Here is an 18,280-nt window from a genome sequence, read left to right as displayed (position 1 = left end):
GCCCGGGAACAGTGCGGAGCGCGTGGCCTTTCTGACGGTGATCTCGGCCTACGCCGAAACCCTGTCCCGGAGACGCTCCTGATGCTGACTTTCTCACGTGGCGCGGCGGCCCTCGTCGCCTGTCTCGTCGCGGGACCGGCCTTCGCCCAGGGCAAGCCCCTTCCGCCCCCGGCGAGCGACGTGACGCCGCCGGTGGAGCTGTCCGTCAGCATGAAGGACGGCAAGCCGGTCTGTGATCCGGCCGAACTGCGCCTCCCGGCGGATACGAACGTCGTGCTGCACATCAAGAGCAGCGCCGACGCCCCCGTGATCCTCACCGCACCCGGCCAGTTCGAGAACGGCCTGATCCAGCATTCGGACGGGGATCTCGTCCACGTGGAGAGCGAGAAGGGCTACACGATCAAGCAGAACGGCCAGGGCACGCTGCGCCTGCGGACCATGAAGGCCGGGCAGGAAGAGTATGCCTGCACCAGCACCCGCAACCAGAGCGCCCCCTTCAAGGGGAAGCTGGTCCTGGTCCCGCCGGCCAACTGAGACGTCGAGGGACGCATGAGCGGCGGCGCATCGGGGGAGACCCTGCGGATCTACTACGACGGCGATTGCCCGCTCTGTCGCGCCGAGATCGACCATTATCGCGGCTGCGAGAGCGCCGAGCGGCTGGCTTTCGTCGATGTCGGACGCTCGCAGGCCGCGCCGCCGCTACCGCCCGGCCTGACCCGCGACGCCGCCCTGCGACGCTTCCACATCCGCACGGCGGAGGGCCGGCTGGTCTCGGGGGCGGACGCGTTCGCCCATCTGTGGATCCGCCTGCCGGGCTGGCGGTGGCTCGGCCGTGTGCTCGGCCTGCGCGTCCTCGGCATCCGCCCTTTGCTGCCGATCGCCGAGGCGGCCTACCGCCTGTCCCTGCCCCTGCGACCGCGTTTGGCGCGGTGGATCGCGCGGATCCGATGAGCGACGGATGAACGACGGATGACGACGCGCTGCGTCCACTATGTCGGCTTCCGCGACGACCGCTACTGGAACGCCGTCCGGATCTTCGGCGGCCCCCGGGTCATCCACCGCCGCTGGGACTTCTATGCCACCCGCGATGTCGGCCCCGACGACATCGTGGTCTTCGCCGAGGGCGACGAGACGCAGCCCCTGGCCCAGCGAAACGCGACCGACATCGACGAGCGCTGGCTGTGAGATCGGGTTCGAGACACCCGCGGTCCGGACCCCGCTTTCCCTGTTGACGGCAGGGAAGACCGTCTCGCAGCCGCTCAAGCTCGGCGTTATAGTTCTTCAGTGCTTTGAAGGGCCGTGATTTTTCAACAATCCTGCCCAATGACGCGCCGGTTTAACCGGCCGTTAACCATCATCGGTGCTGGTTCGCTTCAGTCCAAGGAGCCTGTTCCATGATCTCAACAAGTCTCCTCGTCGTGATCAGCGCCGCGCTCAGCGCGGCCGCGGCGGGTGCGGTCAGCGATCCGAACGCCCGCGGCCGATAGGCTCCGCGACGGCAGGCCTGTTGCCCGCTTGCGACAGGATCCGGATCCCGGGCGCCCGGTCTCCGACAGCCTTCGAACGGGCACAGTTCGACGGCACCTCGATCGGACGATCCGTGATCTCTGGTCCCGTGCATGTTCGCTGCAGTCCGTGCCTTCGTCCTCCAGCACCGGGAAGGCAGCGCAGTGCTCGCCTCGTCGGGCGTCTTCCTGATCATCGTGTCCGTTCTGACCGCCCTCCTGGCCTGAACCGTCCAGCCCGATCAGGCCGCGGCAGCCTGCCGATCAGGCTCCTTCAAACGGGCGATGCGGCCCGGCCGCCGACATGGCTATCTGGCGCATCCGAAACCCCAATGGCTTACTAGCCCGCTTCGCTTGCCGGAGCGGGCTTTTTCATGCGGGTCGATCACGGGGCAACGGCGGGCGAACTCTTGTGAACCGGGCCGGCGGCAAGGGAACCGTCCGCGGCAGACTGATTTCAACCCGTCTGGCGAACCCTGAATATTGTGCGGGCGGGTATTTACGGGCGATCCCCAGATGGCCCATCGTACCGGATGCGCGGGCCCGGGATTCGGTCGGGAGAAACGCGCGCGACCGGGAGGGGACGCCGATGCTGTCGAGACGAAGCTTCGTGGCGTGTGCGCTCTGCACCCTGTCGACCGGCTTCACGGCCGTCGCGGTCGACAGGGTGCAGCCGGCCGGTCAAACCTCCGGCGTCACCCGCAAGATCCTCAGCACCGAGGAACTGCCGGGCGGCTAATATGTCGTCGTCCAGGTCGCCGCCGAGATCGCCCCGGGGGCGACGGTCGCGCGCCACACGCATCCAGGCATCGAATCCTCGGTGATCCTGGCGGGCGAAGCGGAGTTGCTCGTCGACGGCCAGCCGAACCGGACCCTGCGGGCCGGCGACAGCTTCCAGGTCCCGGCCGTGACCCCGCACAGCTTGCGCAACGGCTCCGGCGCCACGCGCGTGGCGGGGACCTATACGGTCGAGAAGGGCAAGCCCCTCGCTTCGCCGGCCTGAGCGAGCCGGCGTGCTTCCGCCGTTCAGGTGCCGAGGCCGGAGGTCGGCCGCTGCGGCGGGAGCGGGGGGCGCGCGATGCGGGAGCGGGGCGGTGTCGCTTCGGGACCGCCGGTGGCTGGCGCCTCGGACGCGGCCGTCGAGTCGGCCGACAGGGTCGGCTTCGGCGGCGTGGACGGCGACGGATCACCGGCGGCGCGGGGCTTGACGGCGTTCGGCGCCGGGAGCGCGCATTGCTCGCCGCAATTGCTGACCACCGCCTCGTGAGCCTTGCCGGCGATCGCCGCCGAGACGATGCAGCGCGGCGGATGATAGACCAGCTCGTACTGGAACTTGCCCTGATCGTCGGACTCGGTGCGGAATTGGCCGTCCAGCACCACCGGCATATGCGGCTGATCGGTGGTGCCGACCACGTAGAGCCGCCCCGTCGCGATCGCCGCGATGGTGATGTCGGAGGCCGCCTGGGCGGAGCCGCAGACCAGCAAGGCCGCCGCACCCGCCGCGGCGATCGAGATCAAATGAGCCAACCGGCCAATCTCCTGACTCGCGTCCAACCACACGATCTTGGTCCTCGGGGCCGTGCCCGCCGGACCCGAACCGGCATCCACTCCGGCGAAGAGCGCCCCAGACGGCTTCGGTGGGGAAGGCGGTGCAACTGCCACGTCCACCGCAACGAAGATCCTGCGGGCTTTGCTCCATCGGCAGCGCCCACCGGGTGACGCACCCGCGTCCGGGGAACGGCACACGAGCCTCCAAGGGTCCTATCCGCACCGATGGGAACGGCCTTCAGGACCGCTTCGCGGCCCCCAGGCTCCGCGTCAGTTGCACCACCACGTCGTCGCCCTTCGAAGGCGCCAGATCCGGGGTGGGCGCTTCGATCGCCTGCAGGCGCCGGGCGACCTCCATCACGACATGCTCGACCGATGGCGGCCACGGCACGCCGTTATCCAGGAGCATCCGCGCCGCGCGGACGAGCATTCTGAACTGCTCGGGCGGGATGGTCGCGCCCGCCTCATGCTGATCGAGGATACGATCGGCGATCGCCCCCGCCAGTCCGGCAACTTCAGCCATCTTGTCTGGCTCATCGCCGGGATCTGACATGTGCGTGGGACCTTCGCCTCTGGCGCTCGGTGCGGATCCAGCCCGCCTCCGGAGCGACCGATCTTCCGGGTGCCGGTTCGAGGATCACAGCGCGGTGCGGGCGGTCGCGCCTGACGAGCGGCCGCAAGAACGCCGCGTTACGGGACATGACCTTCACAAGTGTCCCACGTCCAATAAACCGGCCCCGCGGAAGAGTTCAAGCGCCAGCCCTGGAGCCGGGCTCGCCTCGCGCCGGCAGCGCGGGTGGCGCGCGTTCCAGGCCCGCGGCAACCGCACCTTGAGACATCCACGCCCGCTCCAGACAGTCGGGGGGCATGACTGCGGAGCGGGCGCGGCGGTCGAGGGACGACCCCGACCGTCCACAAAAGCAAGACGCGTCCATACACGCCAGGGTCCCGGTCGATGGAGCGCGAACGCCGCGCCGACCGGGGCCGCTCCCTGTGCACGGAGCGACGGTTCCGGATCCCTACGGAATACGACCCGCACATGGTGCAGCGTCTACGGACGGGGCCGAAACTTGGCCGCCTGCGCGGGGGCTTGCTGAGGCATGTGGGTCCTTCACGGTCTGACGATCCTCGCCGGCGAGGCCAACGCCATCGAGCCCGGGCAGAACGCGACTTTGTCGAAATCCCTGGGCCAACCGGTCAGCACCGCGCCGGTGATCCTGGTGATCGGCACGGCCGCCCTGCTCGTCGGAGGACTTGCCCGCGGCAAGCCCGAACTGCCCTTAAGCCAGCACGTCGCCCAGGTGCCCTGGTGGGGTGGCCCGGCGGGATCTTCAGCATCCTGCTGATCCTCGCTCAGCTCTATGCCTCACCGGCGGCCGGCGCGGCCTCGTTCCTGGGCATCATCGTGACGGTGGGTGTCGCGACTTCGATCCTGGTCGACCATGACGGCCGGGTCGGCGTCCCGGTGCATCCGGCGAGCCTCTCGCGGATCCTCGGCGCCATTGTGATGCTCGCGGGGTGGCGCTCGTCGCCCTGTCCTGAGCTCGGCGATGGACAGGTTGGCGGCGATCCATCGGCGCGTCGGGCGCTTCGATGGAATGCGAGCGGGTTGAGACCCTGGTGGAGCCTATGCCGTCAAGCGTCAGAAGTGATTGGTGAAAATGGTGCTGCGAGAGAGGATTGAACTCTCGACCTCTTCATTACCAATGAAGTGCTCTACCACTGAGCTACCGCAGCCGGTGGCCGGGGCGCCCCCGCGGGGGGCGTGTCCGTCCGGCTGAGTGGGGCCATAACGGATCGCCGCCGCCTTGGCAACGCCGCATCCGGAGGTTTTACCAGCGACAGGCGGTTCGGATCAGGGCAGCGAGCCCCGGCTCGGAGACCGCCTCGGCCGCCTCCGCGGGCGTGAACCAGCGCAGATCCCGCTGATTCTGCTCGGGGAAGTGCTTGAGCTGCTTGCTGACCTTGAGCGGGAACACCTTCACCTGGCACTGCACGGCGTCGAGGTTCTTCAGGCGCTTCTGGTAGAGGTAATGCCCGATCGGCCGCTTGCCGATCGCCCCGCGCAGCCCCGCCTCCTCGTAGGCCTCGCGGGCCGCCGCCTGGAACGGCTTGCGTCCCTTCATCGGCCAGCCCTTCGGGATGACCCAGCGTCGGCTCTCCCGCGACGTCACCAGCAGGACCTTCGGCTTCCCGTCCCGCCCGAAGCGGAAGGGCAGGGCGCCGACCTGCCGCCGCGGCTCGCCGTCCTCGTCGAGAATCGTCACGGCCGCACCCCGACGGGCGGGATGGGGGGCAGGCTCGACCGGGCCGGCGGCGTGTCCGAAGCGGGCATGGGAAAGCGGATGATCGGTCCCCGGGGCCGGCAGCAGGACACCGCACGGCATGACAGTCTCGACGGCTGTGTACAGACGATTGCGCGCCAGACACTCGGACTGCAAGCCCCGATACAAGACTTGCACCACCTATCGCATCTTAAACCGAGGTCATTCCGGATACGGCTGATCAGCCGGTCTTGACCGCCGCACGCTCCGCGGCCTTGGAGGCCGGCAGCGCCGCCGCCGTCATCCCGGCCGAGATCGGATCCGTCCCAGTCGACTTGCCGGCCGTTCCGGGCGTCGGAGCGATGCCGCGCGCCAGAACGGTATCCGGACTGGCTCCGTTCGGCCGCGACGAATCGGGACCGGGGCTGCTCGGAGGAGCGGGGACGAGAACGGGCGTGGACGTGTCGTTCCGATCATTGCCCGGCTCGACCGCTGCGGGCGAGGCCAGCGTGTTCGGCGGCTCCTGCCACGCGAAGGCGTCGAGGCGGCCGCTGACCGGCGACACCGGCGCCCAGGTCTCGGAGGCGACCCCGTCGGCGATCCAGATGCGGTCGCGTGGCGCGCGGGCGGCCCGGGCGAGCCATTCGCGGGCCTGGCCCGAGGCGGTGCCGTGCTCGGCCTCCTCGATCGCCGCCATCATCAGACAGGCCCGCGCCGTCGGCCGGTCGGTGAGGAGCGGCTTCACGGCCTCCCGGGCGCGCTTGTAATCGCGCGCATCGAGGGCGGCCTGGCCCAGGGCGAGCCGCGACTCGGGATCCCAAACCGACAGTTTTGCCAGGACCTCGGCCCGGGCGAGGCGATCGCGGACCGAATCGCCGGTCCGCAGGCCGAGATATACCTTGGCGAGGTCGGGATGCGGGTTGGCCTTCCAGGCCGCCTCGACGATGCGGGCGGCCTTCCGGAAGTCGCCGCGGCGGGCGAGCAGCCGTCCGGCGATGCAGGCGGCGGGGACGAGATCCGGCGCCAGCTTGACCGCCTGCAGGGCGCGCTCGGTGGCGAGGTCCGGCTCACCGGCCTCGCGCTCGCCCGCGATCGCGGTCAGCAGCACAGCCCGCTGGCGACGGGCGGTCGTCTTGTCGATCAACCCGAGCGACGAGCGCCGCTCGATGGTCTCCAGGGCGGCCCCCCAATCGCCGTCGGCGCTCTGGGCCTCCAGCAGGGCCTCGTTGGCCCAGGTGACGCTCGGGGCCAGACGGGCGGCCTCGGTCGCGTAGGCGCGGGCGGATGTCTCGTCCTCGCGGCGGCGGGCCTCGACGAACAGGCCGCGCAGGCCAAGCACCCGGGTCTCGGGATCGTCGACCATGCGCTGGAAGGCGCTCTCGGCCGCGTCCCGGTCGCCGGAGATCTGGGCCGCCTGCGCCTTCAGCAGGAGGGTCAGCGGCTCGGTGCCCAGCAGCCGCTCGGCATCCCCGGCGTAGCGGCGGGCCGCCAGCGGATCGCCCGAGCCCACCGCCACCATGCCGCGGGACAGGGCGGAGAGACCCTTGGTCCGCCGCCGCTCGGCGGAGCCGCGGACCAGGGCCTCCGGCAGGCCGATCACGCCGCGCACGATCGCCCACATCAACCCCAGGACGATGGCCGCGGCGATCACGCCGACGAGGGCCACCGCGAGGCTGGTACCGATCTGGTAGCCGTTCCACACGACGGTGACGGTGCCGGGCCTGTCGGCGATCCAGACCGCCCCGAAGGCGGCGAGTGCGAGCAGGGCCAGGAAGGCGAGGGCGCGCCACATGGGGTCAGTGTCTCCTGTCGACGGCCGCGCGGCGACGGTCGCTGGGTGCGGGAGGGGCGGGGCGCCTGCACGCCCGCCCGGAGGAGTTGCCGCCGCGCAGCGCGCGGCTCGAAGCCGTCACCGTCCTACCGGCCGGGCGCGGGGGCGGGGGCGGGCGTGCCGGCCCCTGCGCCGCCGGTCGGCAGGGCCTGGAACGCGTTCCCGATGAGCGTCCGCGCGGCCTGTTCGGCCTCGGCCCGCGCCTTGAGCTTGGCGCCGAAATCGCCGGCCTCGTCCCGCGCCTCCGCGGGCAACGCCGCGAAGGCCGCTTCCGCCGCCGGCAGATCGCCGCGATCGAGGGCCGCCTGGACCTTCGCCTCCGGCTGATCGGCGGCCTCCGGGGCCGGGGCATCGGCCTTGCGCACCTGCACGAGGCCGTCGGCCATGCTCAGGAGCTTGGCGCGGAAATCGCCCGTCTCGGCGGCCGTCTTGGCCCGCTGCGCCCGACGCTTGGCGGCGATCCGCTCGGCGATCGGCCGGAATTCGTCCGCGAGCTGCGCCGCCGTGGGTGCGCCGGTCTCTGCGAACGGGACCAGCGCCTTGGCCTGCGCGTCCGTGGCGGGATCGAGCTTGCGCAGGCTCGCCAGGGGCTCCGCGTAGGCCGATCCGGATTCGAGCGCCGAGGCCACTCGGTCGGCGACGACCACCCGCAGCGCCGCCTGGACGGTGGCGGCGTCGGCACGCTGGGCCACGCTCTTGTCCAGGGCGGCGATCTTGTCGGCCTGCTCCTGAAGCCGCCGGTCGACCGCCTTGGAGGCTTCCGCGGCCTGGGCCTGCCCGGCCTCGGCGGCGGTGCGGCTCGCCTGCGTCGCCGCCTGAACCGCCTCGGTGGCGGCCTTCACCCGCGAATCGACGGTCTGCTGAAGCGCGTCGAGACGCTGGCCGAGGCCGGTATCCGCGTCGGCATTCGCCTTGGTCTTCTGCTCGACCTCGCTCTGCAGCGCGGCGAGTTTCTTGGCGGTGTCCTCGGCCGCACCCGCCTTGGCCGCGTTCGCCTCCAGGGCCTTCAGGCGCGCATCGAGATCGGCAACCTCCTTGCCGTTGTCCTGGACCGCATTGAGCTTGGAATCAGCCGGCTGATCGCGGCCCGGCTCCTCCTGGAGCGCGGCGACGCGCTGATCGAGGCTGTCGAGGCGCGCCGCCAGATCGGCCGGCACCGCCGGTGCCTGACCGGAGGCATTACCGTCCGGCGCGGCGGCAGCCGGCGCGGGGGCGCTGCCCACCTTGTCGAGGGCCTGCTTGGCGGTCGATTCGGCCGTGCCGATCCGCTTGTCGAGGGCCGTCAGCGCATCCCGGGGCGCGAGCCCGTCGAGACGCCCGCTCAGGGCCGCGATCTGCCCGGAGAGCTTCTGATCCAGCGCGTTCAGGCGCGGATCGGGGCCGATCCCGGCAGTCTCGGCTCCGAACAGGAGCCCGGCGCCGATCACGCCGCCCAGCAGGCCCGCAGCCGCCAGGGAGCCGAACCCGGCCCGCGCCCGGGACGCCGGCGCGGTGGCCGTCGTGCCGGCGGCGACGCCCGGAATCGGACCCCGTGCGGTCTCCCTGGGCGGGTCCTTCCTGGGCGGATCCTTCAGCGGCTCCTTGCCGCCCGCCTGCGCCGTTGATCCCGGCTCCTTGCCGGGGGTCGGGGAATCGGGAATGCGCTTGGCCTTCATGTCGAGGATCGGGCCGGCCGTGACCGTCCCGGCGCTCACCGTGCCTGCGGCACCCGTGGGGGATCCCCCCGGGCGCGAGCCGGATTGCGGCCCGGACCCCGGTGCCTGACCCGCGCCAGGCTGGCCGGGCTTCGGCGGTTCGGTCCGCGCGGCCTCCGGCTTGCCGGCCGCGGCGCCCGTCGCCGAGGCCCCCGTTGCCGAGGCAGACGAGGCCGTGGACGAGGCGGAGGCTGCGGCCATCTTCGCGGCGTCCACCGCCGGGGTAGAGCCCGGCTTCAGCGGATCCGATTTGGCGGCCTCGGGCTTGCCGGACGCATCCTTGGGCGGGATCGTCCCAGCGGCCTCGGTCTTCAGGGCATCGGTTTTCGAGGTCTCGGGCTTGACGGCACTCGGCTGCGCGGCCGGACCGGAGGATGGCCCAGTGGACGGCCCAGTGGATGGCTTGGCGTCGTTCGTTCCGGGCTTGGCGGCGACGACCGGCTCGGTCGCCGGCTTGGGCGTCAAACCGGCCGGCTGCGACGCGCCGCCCGCGGGCCCGGACGGGCCCGGCTTCACGCCTCCGCTCGCGCCGCCCGCGGGCGCGCCGGGCCGGGTGTCGGCTCCGGACGGATTGGGTTGCCCGGGCTTGGCGGGCGCGGGATCCGGCTTGCGGCCGCCGGATCCGGGCTTGTCGGCGTCGCTGGGTGGTGGCGTCACGGGCAAGTCCTCCAACTCTTCGACGTCGCCGCGCCCCCCTAGCACCGCCCCGGCCCCGGGCGCGAGGGCGAGATGCGGCGGCCCGGCCTCCCTGTCACCGCACGCCGGGCCGGGCGGCGGCGCAAGGGCAACGAGCAGTTCCGCTTCCCGCGGACGCGCCGCGACGAAATGGACCGGAACACCCGCCACTTCCAGGGGTGCGGCGACGTCCGCCGACAGGCAGTAATGCCTCAGGCGCCGGAAAGCTCCGCCGTAGCCTGCGTCTTCCGACAGCGCGAGGGCAATCGCGGCGCTGCGCCGGGAGTAATGCAGCACGGCGTCGAGGTTTCCCCCGGCGAGCGCACGATCGATCAGGGCGGGCAGGGCGGTCAGGGCTTCCGCCGCATAGGCCACGACGGTCGTGACGTGGAAACCGGCTGCCGTCAGCGTCGCCGCGGGCTCGGACTTGCGCTCCGCCCCGGCGGCGTGAAGGAGGCGCGCGCCGGCCGGCAGAATCCTCCTGACGAGGCTGGCGAGCCCGGCCGCATCGCCCGGACCTTCGTGTACCGGCCCGAGCCCCGCCTCCGTGGCCAGCGCGGCCGTACGGGCGCCGACCGCGAAGACCGGCTTTCTCCGCAGGGATTTGCCGTCCAGCAGAGCCGGCACGGCGTTGGCGCTGGTGAGCAGCAGCGCGTCGAACGGCGCGTCGGGCAGGCGCGCCCCGGTCGGCCGCACCGCGAGCACCGGCGCGACCAGCGGCGCGTGGCCAAGGGTCGCCAGCGCCGCGCCGGTCCGCGTCGCGCCGGGCTCCGGCCGCGCCACCCAGACGCGCAACCCTCAACCTTCCAGGGTCAGGCGGACGCCGTGGCGTGCCTCCGCCCCCGGCGGAAGCAGGCGCTGCGAATCCCGCTCGGTCAGGTCGCCCGCGAAGTCGGCCCAATCGGCGTAGCCGGTCCAGCATTCGAGCGAGAGGAACGGCGCCGTGGGCTTCGTCCAGACCGCGAGATGCGGGAAATCCGCCATCTCCATGCGGATCGCCTTGTCGGGCCCGGTGAAGCGCATCGCGCGGCTGCGGGCGTTGCGGAACACGAAGGCCTCGGTGAAGATCGCCGGGTCGAGCGGCAGGGTGTCGCCCGAGAGCGGGATCGGCTGCTCCGCGCGCAGCAGCAGGCCGCCGGGGCCGACCTGCGGGGCGAAGGGCCGCTCCGCCTGCTCGAACACCACCGCGTAGCCGCCGTCCTTCGCCCGGGTGCCGCCCGCGAAGGGCCACGGGAAGGCCGGGTGGAACCCGAGCGCGTAGGGCAGGGGGGTGTCGCCCGGATTGGTGACCATCACGTCGAAGTCGAGGCCCGCCGGGCGGACCCGGGCGACGACGTCCAGCTGGAAGGCGAAGGGGTAATGCGCCCGGGTCTCCGGCCCGTCGGTCAGGCGCAGGGTCACCGCCTCGGCGCTCTGCGCCACCACCGTGAAGGGCAGGTCCCGGGCGAAGCCGTGCTGGCCCATCGGGTAGCTTTCGGCGCCGACCGTCACCCGCCCGCCCGCCGAGGCGCCGACCACCGGGAAGAGCCAGGGGGCATGGCGGTTCCAGTGCGCGGGATCGCCGCTCCAGAGGTACTCGGTGCCACCGACCCGCCAGGAGACCGGCTCGGCGCCGTGCGTAGCGAGGGTGGCCGTGGTGCCGTCCGCTGCTCTCAGCTCGATGCGCGTGCTCACGGTGGTCTCCCCATCCTACCTCGGAGACCCGAGGTAACGGAGGCGGGCCGGGACGCAAGGGGCCTCCTCACGCCGCCGTGCCCAACCCCGGCAGCACCGCCTCGGGTGGCCCGGAGGCGACGAGGCGCCCCGCCTCCAGCACATGGACGGCGTCCGCCCCCTCCAGGGTCGACAGGCGGTGGGCGATCAGGATCAGCGTCCGCCGGCCCGAGAGCGCCCGGAGCGCCCGCATCACGGCACCTTGCGTCTCCTCGTCGAGGGCGGAGGTCGCCTCGTCGAATACGATCACGTCGGGGTCGTGGTAGAGCGCCCGGGCGATGCCGAGGCGCTGGCGCTGGCCGCCCGAGAGCCGCGCCCCGCGCTCGCCGACCCGGGCGTCGTAGCCCTGCGGCAGGGCCGCGATGAAGTCGTGGGCGCCGGCGAGCCGCGCCGCCCGCTCGACGGCGGCGCGGTCCGGCGCGTCGAGGCCGAGCGCGATGTTCTCCGCCACCGTGCCGTCCACCAGGAACACCTCCTGCGGCACGTAGCCGATGCGGTTCTGCCACGCCGGGAGGGTGCCGGGATCGAGGGCGCGGCCGTCCACCGTGATCCGCCCCGCGCCTGGGCTCAGCACCCCGAGGATCAGCCCGGCGAGCGTCGACTTGCCCGAGCCGGTCCGCCCGGCGAGGCCGATCGTGGTGTTGACCGGGATCGTGAGATCGATGCCCGTCAGCGCCGGCTGGCCGGTGCCGTAATCGAAGCCGATCCCCTCCAGGCGGATCGCCTGCGTGAACGGCAGGCGTTCCGTCGTGCGGGGCAGGGGCGCGCGCTCGTCGGCGAGTTCCTCCACGATCACCCGCACCGCCGGCAGGGTGAAGCGCATCAGCGCCACCGAGGTGAAGATGTTCTGGAAGGCCGGCAGCATCCGGTAGCCCGCGAAGGCGAACAGGCCCAGCAGCGGCAGGATCCCGGCGACGTCGAGCCCCCGGGCGAGGGCGAACAGCACCACCACGATCACCCCGCCGAAGGCCAGCGCCTCGATGACGAAGCGCGGCATCTGGCCGGTGAGCAGGCTCGCCGCGGTGGCGGTGGCGTAGGCGCGCGCCGGGGCATCGAACCGCCCCGCGAAGGCCTCCGCCCGGCCGTAGAGCTTCAGCTCGGTCAGCGCCCCGAAGGTCTCGTGCACGATCCGGAAGCGGGCCTCGTTGTCGGCCACCGTGCGGGCGCCGAGCCGGGCGAGGCGGGCGCGCATCACGAGGTAGATCCCGACATAGAGGCCCCCGAAGCCGCCGCCGAGGATCAGCGCGAGCTGCGGCGCGTAGGCCAGCAGGAAGGCGATCACCGCGAGCGCCGAACTCGCCCGCGAGGCCAGCACGGTGGCGGGCGTCAGGGCGCCGACCACCAGCCGGTCGGTCTCGGACAGCACGTTCTTGGCCAGCTCGGCGCTGTTGGCCTGCGTGAAGAACAGCCGCTCCCGGTCGAGGTAGCGGAACAGCAAACGGCGGCTGAAGCCGTAGCCGGCCAGATGCGTGAACCGGAGCTGCGCGTAGGTCAGCCCGGCATTGACCAGGGCGGTCACCAGAATCGCCATCAGCGCCGCGCCGCCCGTGACCAGCAGGAAGCTGCGCTCGTCGGTGAGGCCGATGAAGTCCCGCGCCTGCGCCAGATACGGGATACGGGTCGCCGCCGAGGGGTCGCCGACCAGCGTCAGGAACGGGATCACCGCGGCGACGCCCACCACCTCCAGCAGCGCCGCCACCGCGAGCCCCAGGGCGATCAGGGCCAGCCGACGCCGGTCGGGCGCCCGCATGGCGCGCACGAGGTCGATCAGCGCGCGCATGGGGTCTGGGTTCTCGGCGGGGCGTCTCGCATGGCCGGGCCGGGCTTAAGGGCGCCGCCCCGGCCTGTCCACGGCGGCTTCAGTCCAGCTTCTTCAGGGAGCCGAGATCCACGTCGCCGTTCTGGCTGGAGAAGGTCAGCGACTTCGAGGACCCGTCCGCCTGCGAAACGCCGCCGATCCGGTGATCGCCGCTGTCATAGGTCGAGACCTGCCCGTCGCGCTCGATCAGCAGGCGGTGCTTGTCGGGGAAGAAGGCGTATTTCATCCCGTTCTGCGCGCCGCTGGTCGACGGATCGCCGAGATCCTTCGGCCACCAGGGCTCCATGCCCTTCATCGGCTTCATGGGTTCCATGGGCTTCATCGGTTCCATCGGTTTCATCGGCTCCACGGCGCGTCTCTCCTGCTGGCTCTCGAGACAGGAGGACGCGGCAGGGCGGGAAGGGTTGCATGCCACCCCGCCCCGGCGCGGGGTCACACCGGCGGCCGGTCACGCGCCGGCTGCTCCCGGACCTGCCCGTCGAAGCCGACATGGAGCTGATGCTCGCGCCCGTCCCGGTCCTTGGCGGCGACATCGAGGTGGCGCGGGCCGCGGCCGGTGACGCGCACGTCGCTGTAGCCGGCCGCCTGCACGGAGGCCGTCAGGGCCGGGAGATCGAGCGTCGGCCCGAGGCCGATCCGCTCCTTGGCCCAGTCGAGGCTGCCCATGGGCGGGCCGCCGGCCGGGCCGAGCAGGACCTTGCGCCCGTCCCCGTGGGTGAGGACGCTGGCGTGCAGGAAGCCCGTCTCGAACCGGCCCTGTACGGTCACGGCCTCGCCCTTGGCGACGAGCTTGCCGTCCTCGCCCTCGCGGCCGGTCTCGACCAGGGCGCGGCCGGTCGGGTCCTGGACCACGAACTTGTTGCCGAAGATCTCGGCCACCGTGCCCGTGATGGCGGTCGCCCCCGAGGGCGCGAGCGCCTGGATCGCCACCGGCTCGACCGGCGTCGGCTGGAAGGTCGTGCCCTGCGCCAGGGACAGGCCCAGGGCGCCCATCGCCAGCGGCGCCGCCAGCGCGCCCACGACCCAGGTCCGCCGGGCGACCGCCCGGTGCGCCGGCTTGGCGGGGCCGGGGATTTCCCGCGCGGTGCCGTCGATCATCTTGTCGTCGCTCATGGTCTCGTCCTTCGAATGGTCCGGATCCGTTCGATCCGATGCCCTTTCGTAGGGGGCCCCCGGCAATCCGGACTGAACCGACCGGTTCAGCCCCGGTTAAACCCGGCCGCCTAGACCGACTTGGTGCCGAAGCTCCTGTGGCATCAGGCACTTGCCCGCGGCAGTTCACGTCAGCCGATACGGCATCCGGACAGGCGGTCAACGCGCGGAGCCGGCCCTAAATGCCGGCCTGGGCACGGATTCGAGCGGGGGAGGACGGACGGGTGAAGATCCTGCTGGTGGAAGACGACGCGGCGCTCGCCGCCGCGGTGGCCAAGGTCCTGCGGGCGGAGAACTTCGTCCTCGACCACGCCGCCACCGGCGAGGATGCCCAGCATCTCGGCGAGACCGAGGGCTACGACGCCGTCGTGCTCGATCTCGGCCTGCCGAAGGGCGACGGCGTCTCGGTGCTTCGGGCGTGGCGCGCCGCCGGGCGGACCCTGCCGGTGCTGGTCCTCACGGCGCGCGACGGCTGGAGCGACAAGGTCGCGGCCTTCAAGGCGGGGGCGGACGATTACCTCGTCAAGCCGGTCCGGGTGGAGGAGCTGGTGATTCGCCTGCGCGCCCTGGTGCGCCGGTCGCAGGGCGGGGGCGCCAGCCGGATCACCTGCGGCCCGCTGAGCTTCGACCCCGGCCTCGGCGCGTTCGAGCAGGACGGCCTGCCGCTCAAGCTCACGGGCCTCGAATGGCGGGTCCTGTCCTGCCTGATGCTGAACCACGAGACCGTGGTGCCGCGCCTGCACCTGATCGAGCGGGTCTACGAGGGCGATGCGGATGTCGATTCGAACTCGGTCGAGGTGATCATCACCCGCCTGCGCCGGAAGATCGCCCCGGCGCGGATCGAGAGCGTGCGCGGCCACGGCTACCGCCTGCACGCGGATCCGGCCTGATGGCGCAGCGCACGCCGCGCCGCTCGCTGCGCACCCGGCTGCTCGGCGCCGCCCTGGTCCTCGTCCTGGCGGCCCTTTTGGTGGCGGGCCTCGCCATCGGGTTAATCCTGCACCGGTTCGTGCGCGGGCAGCTCGACGGCCGGCTCGACGCGCAGATCGTCGCCCTCCGGGCCGGGTTGGAGGCCGGGATCCTGCCGCAAAACCTCGACGCGCCGCCCTACGACAGGCCGGGCCCCGGCTGGGCCTGGATGGTGCGGCGCGGGTCCGAGACGATCCGCTCGGGCTCCCTGCGCGGCGGCGACATCCGCCTGACCGATCCAGGGCCGGAGGACGATCCCGGCCGCCCGCACCCGGCCTGGGGCACCGGCCCCCGGGGCCAGCCGCTCTATGCCCGCGTCCTCACCCTGCCGGGGCCACCGCCCGCCACGATCGTGGTGGCGGCCCCGGAGGGCGAATTGTATGGGCCGTTGCGGGAGGCCCTGACGAGCCTCGCTTTGGCGCTCGGGATCCTCGGCCTGTGCCTGCTGGCCGGGCTGGCCTTCCAGGTGCGGCTCGGCCTCGCGCCGCTGCGACGCCTGCGGGTCGACCTCGCCGCGGTCCGGGCCGGCACGCGGGAGCGAGTGCCCGCGGAACAACCCGCCGAGATCGCGCCCGTGGTGGCCGAGCTCAACGCGCTCCTCGATCAGAACGCCCGAAATCTTGAGCGGGCCCGGGGCCATGTCGCCAACCTCGCCCACGCCCTCAAGACGCCCCTCGCCACCCTGTCGATGGCCCTCGCAGCCCCCGCCCGGGACCCGGACGGAGACCTCCGCCGGCAGGTGGAGGACATGGACCGCCGGGTCCGCCACCACCTGCGCCGGGCGCGGGCGGCGGCGCTCGAAGGCGCGGCTCGGGCCCGCACGCCCCTGGCGCCGCGCCTCGCGGATCTGCGCGACGCGCTCACGCGGCTCTATGCCGAGAAGGGCGTTGCGATCGCGCTGGTCGTGCCGGACGGCCTCGTGGTGTCGTGCGAGGGCCAGGATCTCGACGAGATGCTCGGCAACCTCGTGGACAATGCCTGCCGCTGGTGCCGGGGGCGGGTGCGGGTCTCGGCGGATGCCGAGGACGGATCCGTGCGGGTGCGGGTCGAGGATGACGGGCCCGGCCTCGATGCCGAGGCCGCCGCCGCCGTCATGGCGCGGGGGCGGCGCCTCGACGAAGGCGTGCCGGGGCATGGATTCGGCCTGCCGATCACGCTGGAGCTTGCCGAACTCTACGGCGGGGGCTTGCGCCTGGACCGCTCGGATCTCGGCGGCCTGCGCTCGGAGCTGAGGCTTCCAACCTGATCGTCGGGGCTCCGCCCCGACACCCCGCCAAAGGGCACACCCTTTGGAAACCCGTTTTCAGCCCAGCGCCTCCCGCAGGATCGGGCGGATGCGCGGGTCGATGCAATGGGCCACGTTGAAGCGCATGTAGCCGTTCCAGGCCTCCGACAGGCTGAACGACGTTCCCGGCGCCAGCACCATGCCGCGGGCCAGCGCCCGGCGGGCGACCTCGGCCCCGTCACGCCCGTCCGGCAGGCGCATCCACAGGAAGAACCCGCCCCTTGGCTGCGCCCAGGGCTCCAGGCCGCAGGCGCGCAGCTCCGCGGAGGCCCGCACCATCGCGGAGGCGAGCCGGCGGCGGGTCTCGGCGAGGTGCCGCCGATAGGCCCCCTCGGTGATCAGCGCGTGGACCAGGGCCGCGGTAACGTGGCCGTTGCCGAGGCTCAGGGCCAGCTTGAGATCGACCAGGGGCTCGATCCAGTCGGCCCGGAGCGCGATCCAGCCGCAGCGGGCGGCGGCCGAAAGGGTCTTGGAGAAGCTGCCGATCTGGATCACCCGCTCCAGCCCGTCGAAGCCCGCCAGCCGCGGGGCCGCATCGGGCTCGAGGTCGCCGAAGATCTCGTCCTCGACGATCAGCGTGTCGTGCGCCTCGCACAGCTTCAGGAGCCGGTGCGCCACATTCGGCGCGAGGCTCGCCCCGGTCGGGTTCTGGAGGGCGGCGTTGGTCAGGTAGAAGCGCGGCCGGTGCTGCTCCAGCAGGGTCGCGAGCACCCGCAGATCCGGTCCCTCCGGGGTGATCGGCACGCCGACCACCGTGACCCGCTGGGCACGCAGCAGCGCCAGGAAGTTGAAGTAGCAGGGATCGTCCACCAGCACGGTATCGCCGGGCTGGAGCAGGAAGCGGCAGACGAGGTCCAGGGCCTGCGTGGCCGATTCGACCAGCACGATCTGGTCGGGCTCGGCGCCGACGCCCTTCTCGCCGATCTTGCGGGCGATCTGGCGGCGCAGGGGCTCGTAGCCCAGCGGCCGGTCGTAATTGGTCATCTCGGCGAGGTCGGCCCGGGCCACCCGGCGCAGGCCCCGCCGGATCGCCTCGTGGGGCATCCAGTCGTCGGGCAGCCAGCCTGCCCCGGGCTTCAGCTGATCGGACCCCGCCTGCTGGGCCTGCCGGGTGATCCAGAGCGGATCGACGATCCGGTCGAGCTGCGGCCCCATCGCCTGGAGCGAGAGCGGCCGGGTCTTGCCGGCGACGTAGAAGCCGGAGCCCGGGCGGGCCACGACCGCGCCTTCGGCGGCCAGCCGCTCATAGGCCTCCACGACGGTGGATTTCGACACGCCCATCGTGTCCGCGAAGGCCCGCACCGACGGGATCCGGACGCCGGGTACGAGGTGCCGGGCGGCGATCCGACCGCGGATCTCCCCGACCACCGCCTCGACGCGCGTCCCGGGCTTTCTGACTGCGACCGACATCCGTACTGCTCGATCGACCGGACAATTTGTCCGAACCGTACCGAAGTGTTCCTGTCGCCCCCAGCCCCGTCAAGCCAGAATCGCCCCACCCCGGAAAGGAGGGGATCATGGACCAGTGCCTTTCGCAGACCGCCGCCGCACGGACCCCGTGGATCACCCGCACCGCGCGGGCGATCGCCGAGGCCGCCGCGGAGATCCGGGCCGGCCTGTCGCGGGCGGCGATGAATCGGCGCGTGCTGCTGCGGCTCTCGATGCTGTCGGAGCGCGAATTGAAGGATATCGGCTTGACACGCCAGGACGTGGCGGATGCCTGCGGGCCGGGCGCCGTCGATGCCATCGACCTGTTGAACGGCCGCCGCGCGGAGCGCCGTCGGGGGCGGGCGACGCGGCGGTGGTGACCGCGCGGGCGGGGTCG

At 72.4% G+C, this 18,280-nt stretch carries 16 protein-coding genes, 1 tRNA gene and 3 pseudogenes; 9 read left to right on the top strand and 11 right to left on the bottom strand.

Annotated features, from left to right (window positions below):
- Positions 1-81 precede the first annotated feature (81 nt).
- From AAHG09_RS18590 to AAHG09_RS18570, 5 genes and pseudogenes are all read left to right on the top strand, one after another.
- Positions 82-534 carry an anaerobic typically selenocysteine-containing protein gene (locus AAHG09_RS18590; protein WP_342108928.1) on the top strand — a complete coding sequence of 151 codons (453 nt, stop codon included), beginning with the start codon at positions 82-84 and terminating at the stop codon, positions 532-534.
- 15 nt (positions 535-549) lie between these two features.
- Positions 550-951: a thiol-disulfide oxidoreductase DCC family protein gene (locus tag AAHG09_RS18585; RefSeq protein WP_342108927.1), complete on the top strand. Its 402-nt coding sequence runs from the start codon at positions 550-552 to the stop codon at positions 949-951.
- Positions 952-969: 18 nt separating this feature from the next.
- Entirely contained in the window at positions 970-1,185 is a 216-nt protein-coding gene (locus tag AAHG09_RS18580) for a hypothetical protein (RefSeq protein ID WP_342108926.1), read from the top strand.
- A gap of 909 nt (positions 1,186-2,094) precedes the next feature.
- Complete coding sequence (locus AAHG09_RS18575) at positions 2,095-2,244, top strand: hypothetical protein (protein WP_342108925.1); 150 nt, start codon at positions 2,095-2,097, stop codon at positions 2,242-2,244.
- Positions 2,245-2,262: 18 nt separating this feature from the next.
- A pseudogene (locus tag AAHG09_RS18570) lies at positions 2,263-2,508 on the top strand (cupin domain-containing protein); the annotation flags it as partial.
- 23 nt (positions 2,509-2,531) lie between these two features.
- On the opposite strand, the gene AAHG09_RS18565 reads toward AAHG09_RS18570, so the two are convergent.
- Both AAHG09_RS18565 and AAHG09_RS18560 read right to left on the bottom strand, forming a co-directional pair.
- Complete coding sequence (locus AAHG09_RS18565; protein WP_342108924.1) at positions 2,532-3,032, bottom strand: hypothetical protein; 501 nt, start codon at positions 3,030-3,032, stop codon at positions 2,532-2,534.
- 259 nt (positions 3,033-3,291) lie between these two features.
- Positions 3,292-3,606, bottom strand: coding sequence for a hypothetical protein (locus tag AAHG09_RS18560; RefSeq protein WP_342108923.1), 315 nt, complete (start codon positions 3,604-3,606; stop codon positions 3,292-3,294).
- Between the two features lie 547 nt (positions 3,607-4,153).
- Between AAHG09_RS18560 and AAHG09_RS18555 the strand changes: the two are divergent.
- Positions 4,154-4,737: pseudogene (locus tag AAHG09_RS18555) on the top strand (DMT family transporter).
- Here the strand turns inward: AAHG09_RS18555 and AAHG09_RS18550 are convergent.
- The 8 genes and pseudogenes from AAHG09_RS18550 to AAHG09_RS18515 form a co-directional block, all read right to left on the bottom strand.
- Positions 4,716-4,790 (bottom strand) — tRNA-Thr (locus tag AAHG09_RS18550). The pseudogene AAHG09_RS18555 and the gene AAHG09_RS18550 overlap by 22 nt on opposite strands.
- A 95-nt stretch (positions 4,791-4,885) precedes the next feature.
- Positions 4,886-5,320, bottom strand: a complete 435-nt coding sequence (locus AAHG09_RS18545) for an NUDIX hydrolase (RefSeq protein ID WP_342108922.1) — start codon at positions 5,318-5,320, stop codon at positions 4,886-4,888.
- Positions 5,321-5,558: 238 nt separating this feature from the next.
- A complete protein-coding gene (locus tag AAHG09_RS18540) occupies positions 5,559-7,109 on the bottom strand; it encodes a heme biosynthesis protein HemY (protein ID WP_342108921.1) in 1,551 nt (516 codons plus the stop codon).
- 2,498 nt (positions 7,110-9,607) lie between these two features.
- Positions 9,608-10,312 (bottom strand): annotated as a pseudogene (locus tag AAHG09_RS31960) (uroporphyrinogen-III synthase); the annotation flags it as partial.
- Between the two features lie 3 nt (positions 10,313-10,315).
- The gene (locus tag AAHG09_RS18530) at positions 10,316-11,191 is read right to left on the bottom strand and encodes an aldose 1-epimerase family protein (RefSeq protein WP_342108919.1); all 876 of its coding nucleotides are present in this window, start codon (positions 11,189-11,191) and stop codon (positions 10,316-10,318) included.
- 67 nt (positions 11,192-11,258) lie between these two features.
- A complete protein-coding gene (locus AAHG09_RS18525; protein WP_342108918.1) occupies positions 11,259-13,010 on the bottom strand; it encodes an ABC transporter ATP-binding protein in 1,752 nt (583 codons plus the stop codon).
- A gap of 79 nt (positions 13,011-13,089) precedes the next feature.
- Positions 13,090-13,389: a hypothetical protein gene (locus tag AAHG09_RS18520; protein ID WP_342108917.1), complete on the bottom strand. Its 300-nt coding sequence runs from the start codon at positions 13,387-13,389 to the stop codon at positions 13,090-13,092.
- Positions 13,390-13,481: 92 nt separating this feature from the next.
- Positions 13,482-14,162, bottom strand: coding sequence for a DNA-binding protein (locus tag AAHG09_RS18515; RefSeq protein ID WP_342108916.1), 681 nt, complete (start codon positions 14,160-14,162; stop codon positions 13,482-13,484).
- A 263-nt stretch (positions 14,163-14,425) separates the two neighbouring features.
- Between AAHG09_RS18515 and AAHG09_RS18510 the strand changes: the two genes are divergently transcribed.
- Together AAHG09_RS18510 and AAHG09_RS18505 are read left to right on the top strand one after the other, a co-directional pair.
- The gene (locus AAHG09_RS18510; RefSeq protein WP_342108958.1) at positions 14,426-15,091 is read left to right on the top strand and encodes a response regulator transcription factor; all 666 of its coding nucleotides are present in this window, start codon (positions 14,426-14,428) and stop codon (positions 15,089-15,091) included.
- A complete protein-coding gene (locus AAHG09_RS18505; protein WP_342108915.1) occupies positions 15,091-16,416 on the top strand; it encodes a sensor histidine kinase in 1,326 nt (441 codons plus the stop codon). The genes AAHG09_RS18510 and AAHG09_RS18505 overlap by 1 nt, the downstream gene beginning before the upstream one ends.
- A gap of 57 nt (positions 16,417-16,473) precedes the next feature.
- On the opposite strand, the gene AAHG09_RS18500 is transcribed toward AAHG09_RS18505, so the two are convergent.
- Entirely contained in the window at positions 16,474-17,865 is a 1,392-nt protein-coding gene (locus AAHG09_RS18500; protein ID WP_342108914.1) for an aminotransferase-like domain-containing protein, read from the bottom strand.
- Between the two features lie 107 nt (positions 17,866-17,972).
- On the opposite strand from AAHG09_RS18500, the gene AAHG09_RS18495 reads away from it, so the two are divergent.
- Positions 17,973-18,263, top strand: a complete 291-nt coding sequence (locus tag AAHG09_RS18495; RefSeq protein ID WP_342108913.1) for a DUF1127 domain-containing protein — start codon at positions 17,973-17,975, stop codon at positions 18,261-18,263.
- Positions 18,264-18,280: the final 17 nt, after the last annotated feature.

Origin of the sequence: Methylobacterium guangdongense (genome assembly GCF_038442355.1) — a bacterium.
In the GTDB taxonomy this organism is placed as follows: Bacteria; Pseudomonadota; Alphaproteobacteria; order Rhizobiales; family Beijerinckiaceae; genus Methylobacterium; species Methylobacterium guangdongense.
The sequence above is the reverse complement of the archived record's forward strand: the minus strand, read 5'-3'. Positions and strand labels throughout refer to the sequence as shown.